Annotated in this window: 15 protein-coding genes and 1 pseudogene; 11 read left to right on the top strand and 5 right to left on the bottom strand. The window is 60.0% G+C overall.

Annotation, left to right across the window (positions count from 1 at the left end):
• Window positions 1-47: 47 nt before the first annotated feature.
• Together KBP52_RS29175 and xthA are read right to left on the bottom strand one after the other, a co-directional pair.
• A complete protein-coding gene (locus KBP52_RS29175; protein WP_212621533.1) occupies window positions 48-1,382 on the bottom strand; it encodes a phosphate ABC transporter substrate-binding/OmpA family protein in 1,335 nt (444 codons plus the stop codon).
• Window positions 1,383-1,570: 188 nt separating this feature from the next.
• Window positions 1,571-2,383, bottom strand: coding sequence for an exodeoxyribonuclease III (gene xthA, locus KBP52_RS29180; protein WP_141129140.1), 813 nt, complete (start codon window positions 2,381-2,383; stop codon window positions 1,571-1,573).
• Window positions 2,384-2,685: 302 nt separating this feature from the next.
• On the opposite strand from xthA, the gene KBP52_RS29185 reads away from it, so the two are divergent.
• The 8 genes and pseudogenes from KBP52_RS29185 to KBP52_RS29220 all read left to right on the top strand — a co-directional run bounded on the left by KBP52_RS29185 (window position 2,686) and on the right by KBP52_RS29220 (window position 15,297).
• Window positions 2,686-3,336: a GNAT family N-acetyltransferase gene (locus tag KBP52_RS29185; protein WP_007912451.1), complete on the top strand. Its 651-nt coding sequence runs from the start codon at window positions 2,686-2,688 to the stop codon at window positions 3,334-3,336.
• Window positions 3,337-3,402: 66 nt separating this feature from the next.
• Window positions 3,403-5,130, top strand: coding sequence for an autotransporter assembly complex family protein (locus KBP52_RS29190; RefSeq protein WP_077573645.1), 1,728 nt, complete (start codon window positions 3,403-3,405; stop codon window positions 5,128-5,130).
• Window positions 5,127-8,801: a translocation/assembly module TamB domain-containing protein gene (locus tag KBP52_RS29195; protein ID WP_212621534.1), complete on the top strand. Its 3,675-nt coding sequence runs from the start codon at window positions 5,127-5,129 to the stop codon at window positions 8,799-8,801. The genes KBP52_RS29190 and KBP52_RS29195 overlap by 4 nt, the downstream gene beginning before the upstream one ends.
• Before the next feature lie 118 nt (window positions 8,802-8,919).
• Window positions 8,920-10,239, top strand: coding sequence for a hypothetical protein (locus tag KBP52_RS29200; RefSeq protein ID WP_212621535.1), 1,320 nt, complete (start codon window positions 8,920-8,922; stop codon window positions 10,237-10,239).
• Window positions 10,240-10,468: 229 nt separating this feature from the next.
• Entirely contained in the window at window positions 10,469-10,951 is a 483-nt protein-coding gene (locus tag KBP52_RS29205; RefSeq protein WP_034154732.1) for a MarR family transcriptional regulator, read from the top strand.
• Window positions 10,941-12,411: pseudogene (locus KBP52_RS29210) on the top strand (efflux transporter outer membrane subunit). The gene KBP52_RS29205 and the pseudogene KBP52_RS29210 overlap by 11 nt, the downstream one beginning before the upstream one ends.
• 15 nt (window positions 12,412-12,426) lie before the next feature.
• Entirely contained in the window at window positions 12,427-13,629 is a 1,203-nt protein-coding gene (locus tag KBP52_RS29215) for an HlyD family efflux transporter periplasmic adaptor subunit (RefSeq protein WP_212621536.1), read from the top strand.
• Between the two features lie 138 nt (window positions 13,630-13,767).
• Window positions 13,768-15,297 (top strand): DHA2 family efflux MFS transporter permease subunit, encoded by a 1,530-nt coding sequence (locus tag KBP52_RS29220; RefSeq protein WP_016986555.1) that lies wholly within the window; start codon window positions 13,768-13,770, stop codon window positions 15,295-15,297.
• A 260-nt stretch (window positions 15,298-15,557) separates the two neighbouring features.
• Here KBP52_RS29220 and lpxH read toward each other — a convergent pair whose 3' ends face one another.
• Both lpxH and KBP52_RS29230 read right to left on the bottom strand, forming a co-directional pair.
• Window positions 15,558-16,304: a UDP-2,3-diacylglucosamine diphosphatase gene (gene lpxH, locus KBP52_RS29225; protein ID WP_212621537.1), complete on the bottom strand. Its 747-nt coding sequence runs from the start codon at window positions 16,302-16,304 to the stop codon at window positions 15,558-15,560.
• Window positions 16,301-16,807: a peptidylprolyl isomerase gene (locus tag KBP52_RS29230; RefSeq protein WP_016986556.1), complete on the bottom strand. Its 507-nt coding sequence runs from the start codon at window positions 16,805-16,807 to the stop codon at window positions 16,301-16,303. The genes lpxH and KBP52_RS29230 overlap by 4 nt, the downstream gene beginning before the upstream one ends.
• 249 nt (window positions 16,808-17,056) lie before the next feature.
• Here KBP52_RS29230 and KBP52_RS29235 point away from each other — a divergent pair, with 249 nt between their 5' ends.
• The 3 genes from KBP52_RS29235 to KBP52_RS29245 all read left to right on the top strand — a co-directional run bounded on the left by KBP52_RS29235 (window position 17,057) and on the right by KBP52_RS29245 (window position 22,103).
• Window positions 17,057-18,754, top strand: a complete 1,698-nt coding sequence (locus KBP52_RS29235) for a glutamine--tRNA ligase/YqeY domain fusion protein (protein WP_212621538.1) — start codon at window positions 17,057-17,059, stop codon at window positions 18,752-18,754.
• A 21-nt stretch (window positions 18,755-18,775) separates the two neighbouring features.
• Window positions 18,776-20,158: a cysteine--tRNA ligase gene (gene cysS / locus KBP52_RS29240; protein ID WP_077573639.1), complete on the top strand. Its 1,383-nt coding sequence runs from the start codon at window positions 18,776-18,778 to the stop codon at window positions 20,156-20,158.
• Between the two features lie 727 nt (window positions 20,159-20,885).
• Window positions 20,886-22,103, top strand: a complete 1,218-nt coding sequence (locus KBP52_RS29245; protein ID WP_212621539.1) for an MFS transporter — start codon at window positions 20,886-20,888, stop codon at window positions 22,101-22,103.
• Window positions 22,104-22,408: 305 nt separating this feature from the next.
• Here the strand turns inward: KBP52_RS29245 and KBP52_RS29250 are convergent, their stop codons facing one another.
• Window positions 22,409-24,247: a sigma-54-dependent Fis family transcriptional regulator gene (locus KBP52_RS29250; RefSeq protein WP_212621540.1), complete on the bottom strand. Its 1,839-nt coding sequence runs from the start codon at window positions 24,245-24,247 to the stop codon at window positions 22,409-22,411.
• Window positions 24,248-24,326: the final 79 nt, after the last annotated feature.

Genomic DNA, 24,326 nt, shown 5'->3' on the forward strand with positions numbered 1-24,326 from the left:
AGCCTGCTCGCGAAGGGGCCTGAACATTCAGTACATAACCATCAGGCTCAATACACCCAAACCTCAACCCGCCGATTCTTGATCCGCCCCTCATCCACATTGTTCGCCGCCACCGGCATCAACGCGCCAAAGCCGCGAACCTCACGCAGCACCACGCCGTTTTTCACCAATTCCCGCCGCACCGCCATCGCACGCAGCTTCGACAGCAGGTCCGCCCGTGCCGGGTCATCCTTGGCATCACCAAACCCAACCAATGTCACCGCGCGCTCGGTCTTGTCATGGCGCTTTATATAGTCGAACACCCGCGCCAGATCCTGACGCGCCTTGTTATCGAGATTCGCGCTGCCTTCCTCGAAACGGAAATTCACCGTCAGACGCTGGGCGTGACGGCTGAGGGATTGATAACCCTCGGGCATCAGCGCATTCGGCGCGACGCTCATCGCATGCACGGTCTGACTGATAAATCCGCTGGCCGCCACGATTGCCTGGCCTTGGCGACTTTGCGCAAACTTCACCAAGGCTTTCGCCCACGGATTGTTGCTGTCGGGTGGCAGATAAAGAAACAGCCGTCGTGACAGTGGGTAGTCTTCGGTCGCGATCAAGCTGTTGAGCGGCAGCATCGATTGCGACGCACCGTCGGCAATCGCCACGGCTTTGGCCTGACGCACGTAGGGCAAACCGATAAAACCGATGCCCTGCGGATCTGCGCTGACGGCGTCGGACAATTGCTCGCTGGATTCAAACCGTTTCGCCGCGTTGCTCAGACTTTTCCCACGACGACTGAGGACTAACTCCTTAAACGTGTCATAGGTGCCGGACTGATCATCGCGCGCATATAAATGAATCGCACCGCCACGCCCGCCGAGGTCTTCCCAGGTTTTCACCTCGCCGGCGAAGATCCGCGCCAGTTGCTCAGTGTCCAGTTGTTGGAGGGGATTGTCGGGATGAAGGATGATCGCCAGGCCGTCGATGGCGATGACTTGTTCAGCGGCGGGGCTTTTCAGATCGCCCAGTGATTGCAAGGTCTGCAATTCGCTGTCCTTGATCTCGCGGGAGGAGGCGGCAAGGTCGGCGCTGGCATTTTTCAACGCGGTGAAACCGGTGCTGGAACCGTGGGCGGCGACTTCGACGACCACGCGTTTGCCTTCGTTGGTCTGGCCGACAATACGTAGCTCGTTGGCGGTGTCCGGGGTTTCGCGGTGGATTTTCAGCAGGCCTTGCTCTTGCAGCAGGCCTTCGACCAGCGCCGGGCCGAGTTCGGCGCCGATGGTGTTGGAGCCTTGAATGCGCAGCGCGGGGCCGTTTTCAGGGAGGGGCAGGGCAGCGGCAGAAACCGTCAGCCACGCACTCAAGAGAAAAACGCACAGAACACGCAGGGTCATGCCGGCACCGAATCAAGCCAAGGGGATTGCCGGGGAGATTAAGTCAGGCGCATGACCGAAAGATGACAGCGATCCCCTGTAGGAGTGAGCCTGCTCGCGATAGCGGTGTACCGGTCAACATTTATGTCGACTGATTCACCGCTATCGCGAGCAGGCTCACTCCTACAGGGATTGCGTAAGGCTTGGGATCAGCTGAGTTCAAGCCAGATCGGCGCATGATCGGAAGGTTTTTCCATCCCGCGCAATTCATAGTCGACACCCGCTGCCTTCACCCGCGGCAACAAACCATGCGACGCCAGAATCACGTCAATGCGCAGGCCACGCTTCGGCTCATCTTCAAAGCCACGGCTGCGGTAATCGAACCAGCTGAACATGTCGGTCACGTCCGGGTTCAAGTGGCGATAGCTGTCAGTCAAACCCCAATTTTTCAGGCGTGCCATCCACTCGCGCTCTTCCGGCAGGAAGCTGCATTTGCCGGTTTTCAGCCAACGCTTCATGTTGTCCGGGCCGATGCCGATGTCGCAGTCTTCCGGGGAAATGTTCACATCGCCCATCACCACAACCGGTTGTTCATTGTGGAACTGGCTTTCCAGCAGCGCTTGCAGATCGCTGTAAAAGCGCTGCTTGGCCGGGAATTTGGTTGGATGGTCGCGGCTTTCGCCCTGTGGGAAATAGCCGTTCATGATCGTCACCGGCACGCCATTGGCATCGGCGAAGGTGCCCCAGATAAAGCGGCGCTGAGCGTCTTCTTCGTCAGTGGCGAAACCTTTGTGGATCGCAATCGGTTCCTGACGCGAGAGCATCGCCACGCCGTAGTGACCTTTCTGGCCGTGGAAATACACGTGGTAGCCGAGGGCGCGGACTTCTTCGAGCGGGAACTGGTCGTCGTGGACCTTGGTTTCCTGCAGGCCGATCACGTCCGGCTGGTGTTTTTCGATCAGCGCTGCCAGCTGATGCGGACGGGCACGCAGTCCGTTGATGTTGAAGGAAACGATCTTCATGGTCGGCAGTCCTGGCAAAAGGGCGATGCTAGCTGACATGGGGGAGATGGGCCAGTGTGGGGTGGGAGAAATCACTTTTGTCTGTGGGATTTGTGTTGTCAGCAATGGCGCCATCGCGAGCAGGCGAAGGCCTACAGGGGGAACGCATTCCAAATGTAGGCCTTCGCCTGCTCGCGATAGCGGTCGCCCAGTCGATGAAGATCCCGACTTGGTCTATACCTGTGGGGAACCACGCCACCCGCAAAAGGTTCGTACCAACAAGAGCGCCGCCATTTGCACGCGCCCCGGGGAGAATCAACGTCATGCCTGAAACCCAGACCGCCATCGCCGACATACATATGCTCGACCGCGGCTACTCGCGCGAAGCCCGATCGCTGCTCTATCAGGCCTATCGCCACGAGCCGACCTTCGGCTACCTGTTCGAAGCCGAACGCCCCGGTTACGAACAGCGCGTGCGGGCGACGGTGCGTGAACTGGTCAAGCAACACTTTCTGCAGGATCTGCCGGCCATCGGCCTGCTGGTCAACGACCGCCTGATCGGCATCGCCCTGATCGCGCCACCGCAACGGCGCCTGGGCATCACCGAAAGTTGGGCGTGGCGCCTGCGCATGGTGCTCAGCACCGGTTTCCGCTGCACCCGCCGCTATCTCGAATATCACGATGCGGTCGCCGCGTGCGTGCCCAGCGATTCCGTGCACATGCTTCCCTTGTTGGGCATTCACCCGCAATTCCAGGGCAAACACTTTGGCGAACAACTGCTGACGGCCGTACACAACTGGTGCGCCGTCGACGAAACCTCCCAAGGCGTGGTGCTCGACACCGGCAACCCGCGTTACCTGGAATTTTATAAAAGGCAGGGTTACGAAGAGATCGGCGAAGTTGCCGTCGGCCCGGTGCGCGAACACGTGTTTTTCCACGCCAATCCGCAGGTGTTACAAACTGCAACAGCATAACAATCGAACTTCTTGGGAAATTTCCTGTTCTATCACGCTCCCAAGCCCGTGATAGCATCCGCGCCTATGAAGTTTCCAGGAAGATTTACCAGTGGCGTGCTCATGCTGTTAACCAGCTGTGCGGCGCTGGCGCAAAGTGAATTGGACGTGCGGATCAAACCGTCCAACGACGAACTTAAAGCCAATATAGAAGGCTATATCGGCAGCCTCGGCGACCGTGACGAAGAAGCCCTGCAACGCTTCAGTCGCGGTGCCGAAGAGCAGGCGCGCAAAGCGGCTCAGGCGTTGGGCTACTACCAGCCGCAGATCGAAAGTGACGTTAAGGGCGGCGACAAGCCGCGCCTGGTGTTGAAGATCGATCCTGGCGAGCCGATTCACCTGCGCAACGTCACCCTCCGTGTCGACGGCCCGGCGGCCTCCCTCAAATCCTTTCGAGTCCCGAAAAGCGACGCGCTCAAATCCGGCGCGGTGCTCAACCATGGCCGTTACGAAGACGCCAAAAGACTTATTCAGAATCAGGCCTCGCGCTTCGGTTTTTTCAGTGGCCACTTTACTAGCCAAAAACTCATGGTCGACCCGCGCGCCGGTGTCGCCGACATCGAACTGATCTACGAAAGCGGCCCGCGTTATGCGCTGGGCAAAGTCAAATTCGAAGGCGACACACCGTTCGACGAAGACCTGCTGCAACGCATGGTGCCGTTCAAGGAAGGCGAGCCGTACGACTCCGAGCTGATCGCCGAACTCAACCGCGATCTGCAATCGAGCGGCTATTTCGAAGGCGTGCGTGTCGATGCCGCACCGACCACCGCGAAGAACGACGTGATCCCGGTCGACGTCAAACTCGACACGCGCAAGCCGCGCACCATGGGCCTGGGTCTCGGTTATTCGACCGACGTCGGCCCGCGCATCAAAGCCAACTGGACCCGCCATTGGGTCAACCCGCAGGGCGACAGTTATGGCTGGGAAGCCGAACTGTCGGCGCCGCGGCAAAACGTCGGGCTGTTCTACGACATCCCGCTCGACCCGCCGCTGACCGACAAACTGCGTTGGGCCGGCGGCTATCAATTCGAAGACATCGACGGCTCCGATACCCTGAGCAAACTGCTGACTTTCGGCCCGGAATGGCACAGCAAATTACCGAGCGGCTGGCAGCGGGTGATTTCGCTGAAATGGCAGCGCGAAGAATATGAACTCGGCGATGACTCCGGCCTGAGTACCTTGCTGATGCCCGGCATCAGTTACTCGTACCTGAAAAGCGACAACCGCATCGACCCGCACAACGGCTATCGCCTGAGCTTCGAAAGCAAGGTGGCGAAGGAAGGCCTCGGCTCGGACAACAACCTTTTATATGGCACCGCGCTGGTCAAAGGCCTGACCACCGTATTCGACAAACACCGTTTCCTCGGTCGCGTGCAGGTCGGCGGCAGCGCCACCAATGGCTACAACTCGGTGCCGCCGTCGCTGCGCTTCTTCGCCGGTGGCGATCAGAGCGTGCGTGGTTACGACTATCAGAGCCTGTCGCCGAAAAACTCCGACGGTGATCGCATCGGTGGCCGCTACATGGTCGCCGGTAGCGTCGAGTATCAATACTCGATCGCCGAGAAATGGCGCGTGGCGACCTTCGTCGACCAAGGCAACTCTTTCAACAAACTCGAACTGCCGAACCTCAAGACCGGGGTCGGTATTGGTGTGCGCTGGGTTTCGCCGGTCGGGCCGATCCGCCTCGATCTGGCCCACGCACTCGACGACGATGGCGGCATCCGGCTGCACTTTTCCATGGGGCCTGAGCTGTGAAGCGTGGTTTGAAAATTACGGCGCTGGCGTTGTTGGCGCTGCTGTTGTTGGTTGTATTGAGTGTCACCGTCGTACTCGGCACGGCGGCCGGCAGCCGCTGGGTGCTGGGCCTCGTGCCGGGCCTGACGGTAGAAAATTTCCATGGTCGCCTCGGCGGGCAGTGGAGCGCCGATCATCTGCTGTGGCAGCAAGACAGCAGCCGCGTCGAGCTGAACCAGGCGATCTTCGCTTGGTCGCCGCTGTGCCTGACGCGCATGACCTTGTGCATCGAACAGCTCAAGGCTGATCAGGTCATTCTGCAATTTCCGCCGAGCGAAGAGACGACCGAGAGCGGTCCGATCAAACTGCCGGATCTGCAATTGCCGGTGGCCATCGAACTGGGCGACGTGCAGGTCGGCAGCCTGCTGTTCAACGGCAGCGAACAGCTCAAAGGCTTGCAACTGGCGGCGCACTGGACCGCTCAGGGCATGCAGATTGAAAGCATCAAATTGCAGCGTGATGACCTCAGCCTGAACCTGTCCGGCACACTTGAACCGAGCGGCAACTGGCCGTTGAACATCGCCGGTGACCTGACCCTCCCATCCCCGGGCACTGGGCCGTGGACGCTGGCGTTGAAGATTGACGGCGACCTGTTGAAAACCCTCAACCTGCATGCCGACAGCCGTGGTTACCTTGACGGCCAGTTGAGCGGCGAGTTGCAGCCACTGGCGGAAAACCTCCCGGCCAAGGTGCGCATCACTAGCGACGCGTTCAAGCCAAGCGCCGATTTGCCGGACACCCTGCAACTCAATCAATTGCTGTTGACGGGTGAAGGCGACCTGAAAAACGGTTACCAGCTCAACGGCAACGCCACGCTGCCCGCCGACAAAGGCCCAGTGGCGCTGCTGCTCAAAGGCAAAGTCGACGCCAGCGGCGCGCAGATCGCCGGCCTTGATCTGACAGCCAACGACAAACAAAGCCTGAAACTCACCGGTAGCGTCGACTGGAGTAAAGGCCTCAGCGCCCAAGCCAACATCAACTGGCAGGACTTTCCGTGGCATCGGCTCTACAACGAAATCGACGAACCTGAGGTCGCTTTGCGCACCTTCACGGGCGAAGTCTCCTACACCGATGGTCAATACCTCGGCAACTTCGCCGCCGCTCTGGATGGTCCGGCCGGCGCGTTTACCCTGAGCAGTCCGTTCAGCGGCAGCCTGAAACAGATCGCCTTGCCGCAACTGAAAATGGAAGCCGGGCAGGGCAAGGCTGAAGGCCATGTGAATGTGCAGTTCGCCGACGGTATCGCCTGGGACACCGCGCTGGAGCTGTCGGCGCTCAACCCGGCGTACTGGGTCGCCGAATTGCCGGGCACGTTAGCTGGACCGCTGAAAAGCCAAGGCGAAATGAAAAACGAACGCCTGAGCCTCACCGCCGACCTCGACTTGAAAGGCAAATTGCGTGGGCAACCGGCGATCCTCCAGGCCAAGGCTGATGGCGCTGGCGAACAGTGGAATCTGAATGCCCTGCAAATCCGTCTCGGCGATAACAGCATCAGCGGCAAGGGCAGTCTGCAACAGAAACTCACCGGGCAGATTGATATCAAGCTGTCGCGTCTGGCTCAGCTCTGGCCGCAACTGCGCGGGCAGATCAACGGGCAGGTCAATGTCGCCGGCACGTTGAAAGCACCGCAGGGCAAACTCGACCTGCAAGGTTCGCAACTGGCCTTCCAGGACAATCGCCTGCAAAGCCTCAACCTCGACGCCACCCTCGACAGTGCGCAGCGGGCAAAGATCGATCTGAAAGGCAGCGGCATTCAGGCCGGCGACACCAATCTGGGTGTGTTGACCGCCAGCGCCCAAGGCGACATCAAGAACCAGAAACTCAACCTCGACCTGATCGGGCCGAAGCTGAAACTAGCCCTCGGTCTGGATGGCAATCTGGACAAGGGCAACTGGCGTGGTCGTCTGGCCAGTGGCGATATTCAGGCGGGTGGCCAGGATTGGAAACTGCAAAGCCCGGCCAAGCTCGAACGTCTGGCAGACGGCAAAATCAACTTTGGCGCTCATTGCTGGATGTCCGGCGACGCCAGCCTGTGCGGTGAAGATCAGCGCCTGATGCCGGAGCCGAAACTGCGCTACCACCTCAAGCAGTTCCCGATCGAAAGCCTCGCGCAATGGCTGCCAAAAGATTTCGCCTGGAAGGGTAAGCTCAATGCCGATCTGCAACTGGATCTGCCGGCCAGCGGCCCGAACGGCGTGGTCAGCATCGACGCCAGTGGCGGCACCTTGCGCATGAAGGAAAAGGAACAGTGGCTGGACTTCCCGTACCAGACCCTGAAACTCACCAGCAAACTCACGCCAAAACGCGTCGACACCGAGCTGAATTTCGTCGGCGGCAAACTCGGCGAGTTGATGGTGCAGGCACAGCTCAATCCGCGGCCGAAAAACAAACCGTTGAGCGGCTCGTTCCGCCTCAGCGGACTGGATCTGTCGGTGGCGCGGCCGTTTGTGCCGATGGTTGAAAAACTCACCGGGCGCCTGAATGGCAGCGGCACGATTTCCGGTGGATTGCTCGCGCCGCTGGTCAACGGCACCGTGCAACTCAGCGACGGTGAAGTGTCCGGCGCCGAGTTGCCGATGGAACTGCAGAACCTGCAACTCACCGCGCTGATTGCCGGCGAATCGGTACGCCTCGACGGCGGCTGGAAAAGTGGCAAGAGCGGGCAGGGCAGCTTGAACGGTAACGTCGCCTGGGGTCAGGCGTTGGTGGTCGATCTGGCGCTCAAAGGCACGCAATTGCCGGTTACGGTCGAGCCGTACGCCAAGCTGGAAGTCGCGCCGGATCTGAAGGTTTCCATGGCCGGCGATGAGTTGGCGATTGCCGGTAAGGTACAGGTGCCGCGCGGCGAAATCACCGTGCGCGAATTGCCACCATCAACGGTGAAAGTCTCCGATGACACGATCATCGTCGGTGCGCAGACCGAAGAGGGCAAACCACCGATGGCGATGAAAATGGACATCGACGTGGTGGTCGGCGAAGACAAACTGGCCTTCGCCGGTTTCGGCCTTACCGCCAACGTGCAAGGTCATGTGCACATCGGTGACAACATGGACACCCGTGGCGAACTGTGGCTCAACGACGGTCGCTACAGTGCCTACGGCCAGCGCCTGCAAGTGCGCCGGGCGCGTCTGTTGTTCGCCGGCCCCCTCGATCAGCCGTATCTGGACATCGAAGCGATCCGCCAGACTGACGACGTGATCGCCGGTATTCGCCTCAGTGGCAGCGCCGAGCAGCCGACCACACAGATCTTCTCCGAGCCGGCGATGAGCCAGGAGCAGGCGTTGTCCTATCTGGTCCTCGGTCGTCCGCTGAGCACCAACGGCGAAGACAACAACATGCTCGCGCAAGCGGCATTGGGTCTGGGTCTGATGGGCAGCTCCGGGGTCACCAGCAGCCTGGCCAAGGATCTGGGTATTCAGGACTTCCAGCTCGACACGGCAGGCAGCGGCGATGCCACCAGTGTGGTGGCCAGCGGCAATATTACCGAGAAGCTCAGTTTGCGTTATGGCGTGGGCGTGTTTGAACCAGCCAGCACCATTGCGCTGCGCTATAAGCTGAGCAAGAAGGTTTACGTCGAGGCGGCGAGTGGCGTGGCGAGTTCGCTGGATATCTTCTACAAGCGCGATTTCTAACGCGCGTTTCCCATCGCCGGGTCGCGTCGCTGCGATCCGGCTTTTGCAGAATGGATTAGACTCACCGCCACTGGAAAGCTGCGCGGTTGGCGGCTACCCGAAGAGAACGGGGGCGCAAATGGTCCGCTTGAGTATGGTCTTGCTCGGTCACGAATTTGTCCGCAAGCGTTGGTCCGCGCTGGCGCTGACGGGCATTGTCTGGGGCGCGGCCGGTGTGGGCATCTTCATTGATGCGCTGGACGGCGTTCTGTATTTTCCGCTGCATCTCTTCGGCTATCTGTTGCTGCTCGAAGCGCTGATCCTGCTGCTGGTGCCGGCACCGCAAGCCGGGACCGCTGCGGCCCTGCGCAGAGCGCGCGGACTGGCTTTTCTCTTGCTGGGACTGCTGATCGTCGACCGGCAACATGCTGCCGGGCTGATTCTGGCGGTGCTGTTTGGCGGGGCTTTTTTGCTCGATGGCGGTTTTCGGCTGGCGGCGGCGCTGGTGGTGCGCTTTGTCGGTTGGCAAGTGTCGCTGCTGGCGGGATTGTTCGAAATCGGCTTTGGTGTGTTTATCCTTGAGCCGTATCCGACGCTGTACAAGGGCACGGTGCCGTTTTGCATTGGCATGAGCCTCTTTCTCAGCGGTTGCGCCTTGTTGCGGCAAGCCGTGCGCTTCAAACACCAGCCGCCGCTGACAAGCCCTTTGTCAGTCAGTGCGCCGGCCAGCAGCGGCGCATTGGTGATTCACGTCTGGACCCCCAGCGGCACCGTCGACGACACCCTGGTGCGCAATCGGCTGCTCAACCGCTACATCGCGGCGGTCGACATCAATGGCGTTATCTCCGCCGGTCACGCGGCACTGGAATGTGGCCCGGACATTTACATCAGCCATTACCCACAGGACGACATCGATCGTTCGGCGGGGGATTTTGTGCGCTTGCTGCGGGCGACGCCGAACAACGATGTTGCCGGCAGGTTTCTGCCGGATTATGCCGGCGAGGTGGCGGACTGGTGTCCGTCTTCGGTGCAGGTCAGTTTTGCCCACTATGACGCCCGGCGCCTGCATGCGTTCTGGACGGAGTATCGGCAGAACAGCACGTACAACCTGACCAGCCGCAATTGTTCCAGTGCTGTCGCCCATAGCCTCGAAGCGGCCTTGGAAGGGGCGATGAACCGGGGGCATTCGAGCATGCTGGATTTCGCCCGGGTCATTTTCAGCCCCGAGTTCTGGGTTGCCGCGCAAGTGCGCAAACGGGCAGAGGCGATGGCGTGGACGCCCGGATTGGTGCTCGACTATGCGCGGGCGTTGCATGCTGCAATCGAGCCGGCACCGCCGGGCTGGCACAGCATGTATGCGGTGAGCAAGCGGGCGTTTGGGTATGTGGGCACTGCGTTGCGGGGGCGTGCGGTGCATCCAGTGCAGCCGCCGCCTGTACATCCTTCCGACGATTCCTGACCGACTTCACACCGAGTCGCTCCAATCGCGAGCAGGCTCACTCCTACATTTGAAATGCGTTCCCTTGTAGGAGTGAGCCTGCTCGCGATGGCGTCCGCCTGTGCAACACAAAAACCCAGCCCATTGGTCAACTAATTGCAAAGCAACCTAACTATTGCGTTGACATTCGCTGCCTAGGCAGTAACATCTCGACATACATTCACTGCCTAGGCAGTTATTAGGTGAGCAAATGAAGCATTTCACCCCGGACGAATTCAAACACTGCCATCTCGGTTTGTTGCTTGGCCGTGCTGCGCTGCTCAAGGACCGGATCATCGACACCCACATGGAACCCCACGGCATCACCGCCGCGCAGTTCAAGGTGTTGATCATCATGGCCCAGTTCGGCGTCGATACCCCGGCCGAGCTGTGCCGGCACCTGTCGCTCGACAGCGGTTCGATGACGCGCATGCTCGATCGTCTGGAGCAGAAAGACTTTCTGGCTCGCCAGCGCAGCGAAGGCGATCGCCGTCAGGTGCAACTCAAGCTGACCGAGCAAGGCCAGCAACTGGCCGATCGCCTGCCGCACATCGGCGCCGATGCGATGAATGAACTGGCCGGCGCCGTCACTCCGGACGAGTTGAAGACCCTGGAATACATCCTCAAGAAAATCCTGCTGGCAGCCGGTGACCCGATCACCATCCAGCGCTTAGGTGAACACAATGAGCGGTAAAACCTTGCGCAGCAGCCTGACGCTGGTGCTGTCGGCGATGATCCTCGCCGGTTGCGCCAACTACAGCGGCCTCGACACTTCAGGCGCGAGCCTCGATGCGAAAAATCTGAAAGTCGGCCAGTCTCTCAACGGCGTGACCCTGTCGCCGGCCGCCTGGCCGAAGAGCGACTGGTGGACCAGCCTCGGCGATCCGCAACTCGACGGCTTGATTCGCGAAGCCCTGCACGACAGCCCGGACATGCAGATCGCTGAAGCCCGCGCGCATCAAGCCAGCGCCGCTGCCTATGCCGCCGACGCCGAGCGCTATCCGACCCTCGACGCCAGCGCCGGCATCAGCCGTTCGCGTCTGGCCAAGGATCAGGACCCGCGAGGGCGGGGCGATGCCTACGCCACCGTGCGTAACGTCAGCGCCGGGTTCAATTACAACTTCGACCTCTGGGGCGGCCAGCGTGATGCCTGGGAAGCTGCACTCGGTCAGGCCCGCGCCGCAGAAGTTGATCGTCAGGCTGCGCAGTTGACGCTTGCTGCCGACGTCGCTCGTGCCTACAGCGATCTCGGTCAGGCGCACATCGTTTATGACCTCGCAAACGAAGACCTCAAGCGCACCAAACAGATGCTCGATTTGAGCCAGCGTCGCCTGAGTTCCGGGATCGACAGCCAGTACCAGTTCCAGCAAACGCAAAGTCTGGAAGCCAGTTCCGAAGCCAGCCTGATCGACGCGGAAAAACGCCTGAACAGCGCGAAAATCGCTTTGGCCGTGCTGCTCGGCAAAGGCCCGGATCGTGGCAACGAAATCGCCCGACCGAAAGTCCTGCAAGCCAGCGCTGTCGCCGTGCCGTCGGTATTGCCAGCGGAATTGCTCGGTCGACGCCCGGATTCTGGTCGCTGCGCGCTGGCGCGTCGAAGCGGCGAGCAAAGACATCGACTCGGCGAAAACCCGCTTCTATCCCAACTTGAACCTGTCGGCCTCGGCCGGCGCCGAGTCGTTGTTGGGTGACGCGATGTTCGGTTCGGCCAGTCGCTTCTTCAATATTGCCCCGACCATTTCGGTGCCGATCTTCGACGGCGGACGCCTGCGCGCCAACCTCGATGCGCGCGACGCCGATTACGATCTGGCGGTGGCGCAGTACAACAAAAGTCTGGTGAAAGCACTCGGCGATGTCAGCGACACGATCAACCAGTTGCGTGACATCGGTCGGCAGATCGGTGCGCAGCAACACGCCACCGACATTGCTCAGGATTCTTACAACACCGTGGTCCAGCGTTACGGTTCCGGCATCGGCAACTACCTGGACGTGCTCAGCATCGAGCAGCAATTGCTGCAGGCCCAGCGTCAACTGGCCACCCTCAATGCCGAGCAGATCGACCTGTCGATTCAACTGATGCAAGCGCTGGGCGGCGGCTTCCAGGGGCAAACCCTGACCGCAGCCAACGCCAGCCCAGCCACGCCGCACAACTAATTCAAGGTAATTGTCATGGCCACTGCCGAAAACACCCAAGCTCAAGGCAACACCCCGGACACCGGCAACCCGCGCAAGCGCAAAGTCATGCTGTTGGTGCTGGCCGTTGTGGTTGCACTCGCCTGCGCCGGCGTCTGGGCGTATCACGAGTTCATCGGGCGCTTCAACGAAAGCACCGACGACGCCTACGTCAACGGTAACGTTGTCGAAATCACCCCGCTGGTGACCGGCACCGTGGTCAGCATTGGCGCTGACGATGGTGATCTGGTTCACGAAGGTCAGGTGCTGATCAACTTCGACCCGAACGACGCTGAAGTCGGCCTGCAAAGTGCGCAGGCGAAACTGGCGCGCACCGTGCGTCAGGTGCGTGGCTTGTACAGCAACGTTGATGGCATGAAAGCCCAGGTCAACGCGCAACAGGCCGAAGTGCAGAAAGCCCAGGACAACTACAACCGGCGGAAAAACCTCGCGCAGGGCGGGGCGATTTCCCAGGAAGAACTGTCCCACGCTCGTGACGACCTGACCTCGGCGCAAAACGCCCTGGCCAACGCCAAGCAGCAGCTGAAAACCACCAGCGCGCTGGTCGATGACACCGTGGTCTCGTCGCATCCGGACGTGATGTCGGCCGCTGCCGATCTGCGTCAGGCTTACCTGACCAATGCTCGTAGCACTTTGATCGCGCCGGTCACCGGTTACGTCGCCAAGCGCACCGTACAACTCGGCCAGCGTGTGCAGCCGGGCACGGCGTTGATGGCGGTGATTCCGCTGGATCAACTGTGGATCGACGCCAACTTCAAGGAAACCCAACTGCGTGACATGCGCATCGGTCAGCCGGTCGATATCGAATCCGATATCTACGGCAGCGACGTGAAATACAGCGGCACCGTCGACAGCCTCGGCGCCGGTACGGGTAGCGCGTTTGCCTTGCTGCCAGCGCAGAACGCCACCGGTAACTGGATCAAGATCGTTCAGCGTGTGCCGGTGCGCATTCACATCAACGCCGAAGAACTGGCCAAGCATCCGCTGCGTGTTGGTTTGTCGACCAATGTTGAAGTGAACCTGCACGACCAGAGCGGCCCGGTGCTCGCACAGCAGCCACCGCAGAAAGCGTCGTTCAGCACCAGCGTCTACGACCGTCAACTGGCCGAAGCCGACGCGATGATTGCGCAGCTGATCCACGACAACAGCGCTGCGGTCAGCAAAACCGCGCAACGCTGACCTGCACTGACTTTGTAGGAGTGAGCCTGCTCGCGATAGTGGTGTGTCAGACCCAATTTCCTCGACTGATACACCGCTATCGCGAGCAGGCTCACTCCTACAGGGCTGCGGCGACCATCAGGTTTCATAGGATTCACAATGAGCAATAACGCCTCTTTCACGCCGCCCAGCCTGTTGCTCAGCACCATTGGCCTGTCGCTGGCGACGTTCATGCAAGTGCTCGACACCACCATTGCCAACGTGGCGTTGCCGACCATATCCGGCAACCTCGGGGTGAGTTCGGAGCAGGGCACCTGGGTGATCACCTCGTTCGCCGTGAGCAACGCGATTGCGCTGCCGCTGACCGGTTGGCTCAGCCGCCGTTTCGGCGAGGTGAAGCTGTTTCTCTGGGCCACCATTCTGTTTGTGCTGGCCTCGTTTCTCTGCGGTATCTCCACGTCGATGCCGGAACTGATCGGCTTCCGCGTCTTGCAAGGCCTGGTCGCCGGGCCGCTGTACCCGATGACACAAACCCTGTTGATCGCGGTTTATCCGCCCGCGAGGCGCGGCATGGCTCTGGCGTTACTGGCGATGGTCACGGTGGTTGCGCCGATTGCCGGGCCGATTCTTGGTGGCTGGATTACTGACAGCTACAGCTGGCCGTGGATCTTCTTTATCAACGTGCCGATCGGCATCTTTGCGGTGATGGTGGTGCGCTCGCAACTGGCCAAACGTCCGGTGGAAACCAGCCGTCAGCCGATGGATTACGTCGGTCTGATCACGCTGATCATTGGAGTCGGCGCGTTGCAGGTGATCCTCGATAAGGGCAATGACCTGGATTGGTTCGAGTCGAACTTCATCATCATCGGCGCGGCGATTTCGGTGATCGCGCTGGCGGTGTTCGTTATCTGGGAAATGACCGACCAGCATCCGGTGGTGAATCTGCGGCTATTCGCGTACCGCAACTTCCGCATCGGCACGCTGGTGTTGGTGCTGGGTTACGCCGGGTTCTTCGGTATCAACCTGATCTTGCCGCAATGGTTGCAGACGCAGATGGGCTACACCGCGACCTGGGCCGGTCTGGCCGTGGCGCCGATCGGCATTCTGCCGGTGCTGCTGTCGCCGTTTGTCGGCAAGTACGCGAACAAGTTCGACCTGCGGTTACTGGCCGGGCTGGCGTTTCTGGCGATTGGCTTGAGCTGCTTCATGCGCGCCGGATTCACCAATGAGGTCGACTTCCAGCACATCGCGCTGGTGCAGTTGTTCATGGGCATTGGTGTGGCGCTGTTCTTTATGCCGACCTTGAGCATTCTGATGTCGGACCTGCCGCCGAGTCAGATTGCCGACGGTGCCGGTCTGGCGACTTTCCTGCGGACGTTGGGCGGTAGCTTTGCGGCGTCGCTGACCACCTGGATCTGGATTCGCCGGGCGGATCAGCATCATGCGTATATGAGTGAGAGCATCAGTACCTTTGAGCCGGCGACTCGCGAGACCTTGAATCATTTGGGTGGGGCGAGCCAATCGGCTTATGCGCAGATGGATCAGATTTTGACGAGCCAGGCGTACATGCTCTCCACCGTGGATTACTTCACGTTGTTGGGCTGGGGGTTTATGGGGTTGATTCTGATTGTGTGGCTGGCTAAGCCACCGTTTGCCGCGAAGGCAGGGCCTGCTGCTTCCGGGCACTGAGGTCAAAAGCCCCTCACCCTAACCCTCTCCCGGAGGGAGAGGGGACTGACCGTGGTGGATGTTCGAGGTACACCGACTTGCAATACCGAGCCGAACTCAGGTTTGAAAAGCATAGAGATCAGCTCCCTTTGCCCTTCGCCCCGTTGGGGAGAGGGGACTGTCTGACTTCAGTCGAACTCGGTTTTGAAAAGCACAGAGATCGGCTCCCTTTCCCCCTCGCCCCCCTGGGGGAGAGGGCTGGGGTGAGGGGGTGGCGATCTTCAGCCGTGCGGCAAAGCCAGCGGCGGGGCGAAGTCGAACGGCGCCAAGGCATACCCGCTCTCATCCACCTGCAACGTCCAACCCTGCCGATCCCAATCCCCCAGCACAATGCGCTTCGCCGCTTGCTCACCGAGCTGCAACTTGTGAATCGCCGGGCGGTGGGTGTGGCCGTGAATCAGGGTTTTCACGCCAAACGCCTGCATGATCCGCGGAATCTCTTCCGGCGTGACATCAACGATGTCATTGGCCTTCATCCGCGTCTGCGCCTTGCTCTCGCTGCGCAGTTTGCGCGCCAGCTTATGACGGCTGCTCAACGGCAGATTGCGCAGGATAAACAGCGTGATCGGGTTACGCAGATAACGCCGCAGCTTCATGTAGCCGACGTCGCGGGTGCAGAGGCTGTCGCCGTGCATCAACAGCACCGGCTCGCCGTAAAACTGCACGACACTCGGATCCTTCAACAACGTACAGCCGGCCTGCTTGCAGAAGGCCTTGCCGAGCATGAAGTCGCGATTGCCGTGCATCAGAAAAATCGCCGTGCCGCTGTCGCTGAGTTCGCGCAGGGCTTGGCAGATGGAACGCTGGAAGGGTGTCATGGCGTCGTCGCCAATCCACGCTTCGAAGAAGTCGCCGAGAATGTACAACGCACTCGCCGAGCGGGCGCGTCCAGCGAGCAAATCCAGAAACGCCCGGGTAATGTCCGGGCGCTCCTCTTCCAGATGCAAGTCTGAAATCAGCAATATCACGCTTCGATGATCTCGGCTTTCTCGATGATCACGTCGTCTGCTGGTACGTCCTGGTGGCCGGACTTGGAAGTGGTCGACACACCTTTGATCTTGTCGACAACGTCGGTGCCAGCGGTCACTTTACCGAATACTGCGTAGCCCCAGCCTTGCACGTTCTTGCCGCTGTGGTTGAGGAAAGTGTTGTCGGCAACGTTGATGAAGAACTGCGCGGACGCCGAATGCGGCTCCATGGTGCGGGCCATGGCAACGGTGTATTTCTCGTTGGAAAGACCGTTGTCAGCTTCGTTCTGGATGCTTGGACGCTTGTCTTTCTTTTCCTTCATGCCTGGCTCGAAACCGCCGCCCTGGATCATGAAGTTACCGATGACGCGGTGGAAAACGGTGTTTTCGTAGTGACCGGCGTTGACGTACTCGATGAAGTTGGCGACGGTGATCGGCGCCTTTTCAGCGTTCAGTTCGATGACGATGTCGCCATGATTGGTGGTCAATTTAACTTGAGTCATGATCGCTACTCTTTAGAGGAATTCGTGGTTTTGAGACATCGAGCCCCCAAACCGGTTCAGCCAGCGTGGGCCAAGGTGCGCAGTTTAGCGTGACAGGCGCGAATTTCGAGGCTGTTTTTCAATTCCCGGCGATAAAAAGCACACCTTTATAGGGCCTGCTCTGTCAGCCCCTTGACAGCATCGGCTATGATAGCGGCTTTGTTTTGTCTGGCCCCCTCTGCGGCCGCGCACATGTAAGTCAAGGATCCTATGAGCAAGCCCACTGTCGACCCTACCTCGAATGCCAAGTCCGGCCCTGCCGTGCCGGTCAATTTCCTGCGGCCGATCATCCAGGCAGACCTGGACTCGGGCAAGCACACCCAGATCGTCACCCGTTTCCCGCCTGAGCCCAACGGCTACCTGCACATCGGCCACGCCAAGTCGATCTGCGTGAACTTCGGCCTGGCCCAGGAGTTCGGCGGCGTCACGCACTTGCGTTTCGACGACACCAACCCGGCCAAGGAAGACCAGGAATACATCGACGCGATCGAAAGCGACGTCAAATGGCTGGGCTTCGAATGGTCCGGCGAAGTGCGCTACGCCTCGCAGTATTTCGACCAGTTGCACGACTGGGCCGTCGAGCTGATCAAGGCCGGTAAGGCCTACGTCGACGACCTGACCCCGGAGCAGGCCAAGGAATACCGTGGCAGCCTGACCGAGCCGGGCAAGAACAGCCCGTTCCGCGACCGTTCCATTGAAGAGAACCTTGACTGGTTTGCGCGCATGCGCGCCGGTGAGTTCGCCGATGGCGCCCGCGTGCTGCGTGCCAAAATCGACATGGCTTCGCCGAACATGAACCTGCGCGACCCGATCATGTATCGCATCCGCCACGCCCATCACCACCAGACCGGCGACAAGTGGTGCATCTACCCGAACTACGACTTCACCCACGGTCAGTCGGACGCCATCGAAGGCATCACCCACTCGATCTGCACCCTCGAGTTCGAAAGCCATCGTCCGCTGTACGAGTGGTTCCTCGACGCGTTGCCAGTGCCGGCGCACCCGCGTCAGTACGAGTTCAGCCGTCTGAACCTCAACTACACCATCACCAGCAAGCGCAAGCTCAAGCAACTGGTCGATGAAAAGCACGTCAATGGCTGGGACGATCCGCGCATGTCCACGCTGTCGGGCTTCCGCCGCCGTGGCTACACGCCGAAATCGATCCGCAACTTCTGCGAAATGATCGGCACCAACCGTTCCGACGGCGTGGTCGACTTCGGCATGCTCGAATTCAGCATCCGTGACGACCTCGACCACACCGCGCCGCGTGCCATGTGCGTGCTGCGTCCGCTGAAAGTCGTGATCACCAACTACCCGGAAGGCCAGGTCGAGAACCTCGAACTGCCGCGCCACCCGAAAGAAGACATGGGCCTGCGCGCACTGCCATTCGCTCGGGAAATCTACATCGACCGTGACGACTTCATGGAAGAGCCGCCAAAGGGCTACAAGCGCCTGGAGCCGGCCGGTGAAGTGCGTCTGCGCGGCAGCTACGTGATCCGTGCCGACGAAGCAATCAAGGACGCCGATGGCAACATCGTCGAACTGCGTTGCTCGTACGATCCGGAAACCCTCGGCAAGAACCCGGAAGGCCGCAAGGTCAAAGGCGTGATCCACTGGGTGCCGGCTGCCGCCAGCGTCGAGTGCGAAGTGCGTCTGTACGATCGTCTGTTCCGTTCGGCCAACCCTGAGAAGGCCGAAGACAGCGCGAGTTTCCTCGACAACATCAACCCTGATTCGCTGCAGGTACTCACCGGTTGTCGTGCTGAGCCATCGCTTGGCAATGCACAGCCGGAAGACCGTTTCCAGTTCGAGCGCGAAGGTTACTTCGTTGCGGATTTGAAGGACTCGAAACCAGGTCAGCCGGTATTCAACCGTACCGTGACCCTGCGTGATTCGTGGGGCCAGTGATTCAGCGTCAAGGGAAATAACGTGCTAACGATCTACAACACGCTCACCAAGAGCAAAGAAGTCTTCAAGCCGCTGGATGGCAACAAGGTGCGCATGTACGTCTGCGGGATGACCGTGTACGACTACTGCCACCTTGGCCACGGCCGCAGCATGGTCGCGTTCGACCTGGTGACCCGCTGGTTGCGGTTCAGCGGTTACGACCTGACCTACGTGCGCAACATCACCGACATCGACGACAAGATCATCAACCGCGCCAACGAGAACGGTGAATCGTTCGAAGCGTTGACCGAGCGCATGATCGCCGCGATGCATGAAGACGAAGCGCGCCTGAACATCAAGAAGCCGGACATGGAACCGCGCGCCACGGATCACATTCCGGGCATGCACGCGATGATCCAGACCTTGATCGACAAGGGTTACGCCTACGCCCCGGGCAACGGTGACGTGTACTACCGCGTCGCCAAGTTCATGGGCTACGGCAAACTGTCGCGCAAGAAAATCGAAGACCTGCGCATCGGCGCGCGCATCGAAGTCGACGAGTCGAAACAGGACCCGCTGGACTTCGTGCTGTGGAAAGCCGCCAAACCGGGCGAGCCGAGCTGGGAATCGCCATGGGGCGCCGGGCGTCCGGGCTGGCACATCGAGTGCTCGGTGATGTCCACCTGCTGCCTCGGCGAAACCTTCGACATTCATGGCGGCGGCAGCGACCTCGAGTTCCCGCACCACGAAAACGAAATCGCCCAGAGCGAAGCGGCCACCGGCAAGACCTACGCCAACGCGTGGATGCATTGCGGCATGATTCGTATCAATGGCGAGAAGATGTCCAAGTCCTTGAACAACTTCTTCACCATCCGCGACGTGCTGGAAAAGTACCACCCGGAAGTCGTGCGCTACCTGTTGGTGTCGAGCCACTACCGCAGCGCGATCAACTACTCGGAAGACAACCTCAAGGACGCCAAAGGCGCGCTGGAGCGTTTCTACCACGCGTTGAAAGGCCTGCCGAACGTCGCACCGGCTGGCGGCGAAGCCTTCGTCGAGCGTTTCACCACGGTGATGAACGACGACTTCGGCACGCCGGAAGCTTGCGCGGTGCTGTTCGAGATGGTGCGTGAGATCAACCGTCTGCGCGAGAGCGATCTCGATGCAGCGGCAGGTCTGGCGGCACGTCTGAAAGAGTTGGCTAGCGTGCTGGGTGTGTTGCAGCTGGAGGCGGATGACTTCCTGCAGGCGGGCGCTGAAGGGCGTGTCGATGCGGCTGAGGTTGATGCGCTGATTGCCGCGCGTCTGGCGGCACGTGCGGGTAAGGATTGGGCTGAGTCGGACCGTATTCGTGATCAGCTGACGGCGATGGGCGTTGTGTTGGAAGACGGTAAGGGTGGGACTACCTGGCGTCTGGCTGACTGATAGCTGTGTTTGGCTTCAAAACAAAACCCGCCTTGTGCGGGTTTTTGTTTGGACGCTGGAAAAGCCCCTCACCCTAGCCCTCTCCCAGAGGGAGAGGGGACTGAATGGGGGATGCTCAAAAGATACGCCGACTTGAAAGTTTTTCTCCGAATCCATAATCGACACAGTCTTTCAGGTCGATGCACAACGCCAGACACCTCACCCCAGCCCTCTCCCTCCGGGAGAGGGCTGGGGTGAGGGGAATGGCGTCAAAGAGATCCACCGACTTGTACCTGCTTCGAATCCATAATCGACTGTTTTTTTCAGGACGATGTACAACGCCAGACACCTCGGTCAGCTCCCTCTCCTTCTGGGAGAGGGCTGGGGTGAGGGGGGCGGTGTCAAAGAGATCCACCGACCTCAACGCTCCGTACTAAATCCATAATCGACTCGGTCTTTCAGGTCGATGCACAACGCCAGACACCTCGGTCAGCTCCCTCTCCCTCCGGGAGAGGGCTGGGGTGAGGGGAATGGTCTCAAGGAGATCCACCGACCTCAATGCTCCGTACTAAATCCATAATCGACTCGGTCTTTCAGGTCGATGTACAACACCAGACACCACGATCGGCTCCCTCTCCCTCTGGGAGAGGGCTGGGGTGAGGGTTGCTTTTGAAGTTCGCGTAGGTCTTGATGTCGGCAACGCGTTCAGCCGGATGCTGAGCGGTGACGATCATGTAAGGGAAACATCATGGCCAATCACTATCGCGAGCTGCTAACCACCCCCGGCGCCACCGGGCTAGTGCTCGCGAGTTCTATCGCCCGCTTGCCACAGGCAATGATCGGCATCGGCATCATCACCATGCTGGTGCAGCAAACCGGGGTTTACTGGCTGGCCGGCACCGTCGCCGGGACGTTCACCTTGGCCAATGCACTGCTCGGCCCGTACATCTCGAGACTGGTCGATCAACATGGCCAGAGCCGCGTGCTGCCCGTCGTCACGGCGTTCAGCATTGCCATGTTGCTGGCCCTGATCCTTGCGGTTTACATGCGCGCACCTGCCCCACTGCTATTTGTTCTGGCCGCACTGGCGGGGACGATGCCGAGCATGCCGTCGATGATCCGCGCACGATGGACGCAGTTGTTCCGGGGCAAGCCGCAACTGCACACGGCGTTCTCGCTGGACACGGTCCTCACCGAAATGGCCTACATCGTCGGCCCGCCACTGGCGATCGGTTTGAGCGTGAGTTTTTTCGCCGAAGCCGGGCCCCTTGTTGCGGTCGGGCTGTTGGCTGTCGGGGTCACGGCATTTCTCCTGCAGCGCCAGACTGAACCCAAGGTTGTCGTCGGCCACGCCAGCCATAGTGGCTCGACCTTGCTGATCCCCGGCGTGCGCACCATTGTCCTCGCGTTGTTGGCGATGGGGGTCATTGGCGGAGCAATCGATGTCGCCGTCGTGGCTTTCGCCAATGCGCAAGGCTGGCCAGCGTCGGCGACTTTCATCCTCGCCGCCTATGCGTTTGGCTCACTGGTCGCGGGACTGACATTCGGTGCGATGAGGGTTTCGCTGGCGATCGAAAAACAGTTTCTGATCGGGATATTGGTCACGGCGTTCACCGGCGTGTTGCCGATTTTTGCAGCTGACGTTTATGTTCTGTCAGCGACGCTGTTTATTGCCGGGATTTCGTTTGCGCCAACGATGGTCGTGGTCATGAAGCTGGGGACAATCATCATCCCGCCGTCGAGGATTACTGAAGGGCTGACGTGGATGACCACCGGTATCAGCATTGGCGTTGCGCTGGGCGGCATGCTGGCGGGGTTGGTGATTGATGCGTGGGGCGCGCGAGCGGGGTTTGGTGTGGCCATTGGCGCTGGGATAATGATGGTGGTTGTTGTACTGGTGGGGCTGCGCACATTGGAGGCGGCTTCGGTTGCGCATGTTGAGCCGGAATTTTCGCCCTCACCCTAGCCCTCTCCCCCAGGAGAGGGGACTGATTGGGGGATGTTCAGGAGATACACCGACCTGAACGTGCTGCTTTGAATCCATAATCGCCACGATGTTTCAGGTCGATGTCCAGCACCAGACACCTCGGTCGGCTCCCTCTCCCTCCAGGAGAGGGGACTGAATGGGGATGTTCACGAGATACACCGACCTGAACGTGCTGCTTTGAATCCATAATCGACTGGTTTTTTCAGGTCGGTGTAACCCGACAGACAGCTCGGTCGGCTCCCTCTCCTGGGGGAGAGGGCTGGGGTGAGGGGAACGGGATTCACTCAACCTTCAATCTGACGCAACCGCTTGTAAAGGGTGTTGCGGCTAACTCCAAGTCGTCGCGCCAAATGCGAAATATTCCCCCCGGAAGCCTTCAACTCCCGGTTCAACGCCTCCACATCATTCAAATCAACCGCCAACGGCGCCGCGCTCTCCACTGGCTCCATCTCCAGATCAACAAAAAAATCATCCGGCAAATGCTCCAGCCTCACCGGCTGTTCCTCAGCCATCGCCAACGCCACCTGCATCACGCTACTGACCTGACGCAAATTCCCCGGCCACGGATGACGACTGAACAGCTCCAGCACTTCCTGGCTCAACCCCGCCCATTGCGTCGGCTCACGATGCTGCTCCCACAGTCGTTTAAACAGCGCCTCCTTATCATTGCGCTCCCGCAGCGGCGGTAGCTCCAGCGTCAGCCCACCAATGCGGTAATACAAATCCTCCCTAAACCGTCCCAACTGCACTTGTTCGCGTAAAGATCGGTTGGTCGCCGAGATAATCCGCAAATCCACCGCAAACAACTCGCTGCTGCCCACCGGTTGCACGCAGCGCTCCTGCAACACCCGCAACAACCGCGCCTGCGTCGGCAACGGCATATCGCCAATTTCATCAAGGAACAGCGTGCCTTTATCCGCCTTGCGAATCAGCCCGATGCTGCCTTTCTGATTGGCGCCGGTGAACGCGCCTTTCTCGTAGCCGAATAACTCGGACTCGACCAGTTCGGCGGGGATCGCTGCGCAGTTAACGGCAATGAACGCCTGTTTGCTACGCGAGCTGGCCTGGTGCAGGGCTTTGACGAAGACTTCCTTGCCGACCCCGGTTTCGCCATGGATCAGCAGCGGAATGTCTTTCTCCAGCAAACGCTCAGCCTGCCGCACGGCTTTTTCCACGCGAGCGTCGCCGAAGTGCAGGGTGTTGAGACTGATGGCGGTGGACGCGGCAGTTTTGGCCTCAGCAGCAAAAACGCGCGGTTGAACCGACGCCTGTTTCGGCCGCTTCAACAAACACTGAAAACGGTTACGCCCGGAAGTCTGCAAGGCAAACGGCAACCCGTCCGGCTGATTGATCAACTCCAGCAGCGACACCTTGAACAGGCTCTCGACACTGACCCGCGACAAACGCACGCCGAGCAGATTGTCGGCGCGGCGATTGGCCGACAGCACTTGTCCGCTCTCATCAAAGATCAACAACCCGGCCCACTGACTGTCGAGGTTGTTCAACCCGGTGTTGAAGGTCAGTTGAAAATGCTGGCCATGAAATAGGTTGAGGATCAGCCGGTTCTCCACGGTCTGGCTCATCATCTTGACCATGCCCAAAGTGTGCGAGGGCGGCAGATAGCTGTCGCTGGACACATCAAGCACGGCAATGACCTTGCGCTCGGCGTCGAAAATCGGCGCGGCGGAACCGGTCATGAAACGGTTGGCTTTCAAAAAGTGTTCATCGTGTTCGATGTGCACCGCTTGTTCACACGCCAGCGCCGTGCCGATCGCGTTGGTGCCGCTGGTCCGCTCCACCCAACTCGCACCAGCCTGAAAGCCCCGCGCCAGATTCGGTTCGATAAAACGTTGCGTGCCCCACGAGGTCAGCACCTGGCCCTGATTGTCGGCGAGCATGATCAGACAGTTGGAATTGCTCAGGATGTTTTCGTAGTAGGGCAGGACTTCCTGGTGCGTGGTCTGCACCAGCGAATGATGGCTGTCGAGCAGCTGCGCAATGCCAGCGGCAGGCAGTTGATCGAAGGCTGGCGTGCTTTGGTGGTCGAGACCGAACGCGCGGCAACGTTGCCAGGACGTCTGGACGATCGCGTCGTGGGACAGCGGCGGGGCAGGTGCGGCCATGGCAGTCAGCCTCTGATGCAGCGATTTTTATTGTTGTTATGAACCCGAATCGTGAACAAAACACAGATCCCCATGTGGG

This window comes from Pseudomonas sp. SCA2728.1_7 (assembly GCF_018138145.1).
Classification (GTDB): Bacteria; Pseudomonadota; Gammaproteobacteria; order Pseudomonadales; family Pseudomonadaceae; genus Aquipseudomonas; species Aquipseudomonas koreensis_A.

What these genes read in the sequence shown, in the direction of transcription:
- KBP52_RS29175 (WP_212621533.1), bottom strand. Translation starts at nt 1,382, where the DNA reads ATGACCCTGCGTGTTCTGTGCGTTTTTCTCTTGAGTGCGTGGCTGACG.
- xthA (WP_141129140.1), bottom strand. Translation starts at nt 2,383, where the DNA reads ATGAAGATCGTTTCCTTCAACATCAACGGACTGCGTGCCCGTCCGCAT.
- KBP52_RS29185 (WP_007912451.1), top strand. Translation starts at nt 2,686, where the DNA reads ATGCCTGAAACCCAGACCGCCATCGCCGACATACATATGCTCGACCGC.
- KBP52_RS29190 (WP_077573645.1), top strand. Translation starts at nt 3,403, where the DNA reads ATGAAGTTTCCAGGAAGATTTACCAGTGGCGTGCTCATGCTGTTAACC.
- KBP52_RS29200 (WP_212621535.1), top strand. Translation starts at nt 8,920, where the DNA reads ATGGTCCGCTTGAGTATGGTCTTGCTCGGTCACGAATTTGTCCGCAAG.
- KBP52_RS29205 (WP_034154732.1), top strand. Translation starts at nt 10,469, where the DNA reads ATGAAGCATTTCACCCCGGACGAATTCAAACACTGCCATCTCGGTTTG.
- KBP52_RS29215 (WP_212621536.1), top strand. Translation starts at nt 12,427, where the DNA reads ATGGCCACTGCCGAAAACACCCAAGCTCAAGGCAACACCCCGGACACC.
- KBP52_RS29220 (WP_016986555.1), top strand. Translation starts at nt 13,768, where the DNA reads ATGAGCAATAACGCCTCTTTCACGCCGCCCAGCCTGTTGCTCAGCACC.
- KBP52_RS29230 (WP_016986556.1), bottom strand. Translation starts at nt 16,807, where the DNA reads ATGACTCAAGTTAAATTGACCACCAATCATGGCGACATCGTCATCGAA.
- KBP52_RS29235 (WP_212621538.1), top strand. Translation starts at nt 17,057, where the DNA reads ATGAGCAAGCCCACTGTCGACCCTACCTCGAATGCCAAGTCCGGCCCT.
- KBP52_RS29245 (WP_212621539.1), top strand. Translation starts at nt 20,886, where the DNA reads ATGGCCAATCACTATCGCGAGCTGCTAACCACCCCCGGCGCCACCGGG.
- KBP52_RS29250 (WP_212621540.1), bottom strand. Translation starts at nt 24,247, where the DNA reads ATGGCCGCACCTGCCCCGCCGCTGTCCCACGACGCGATCGTCCAGACG.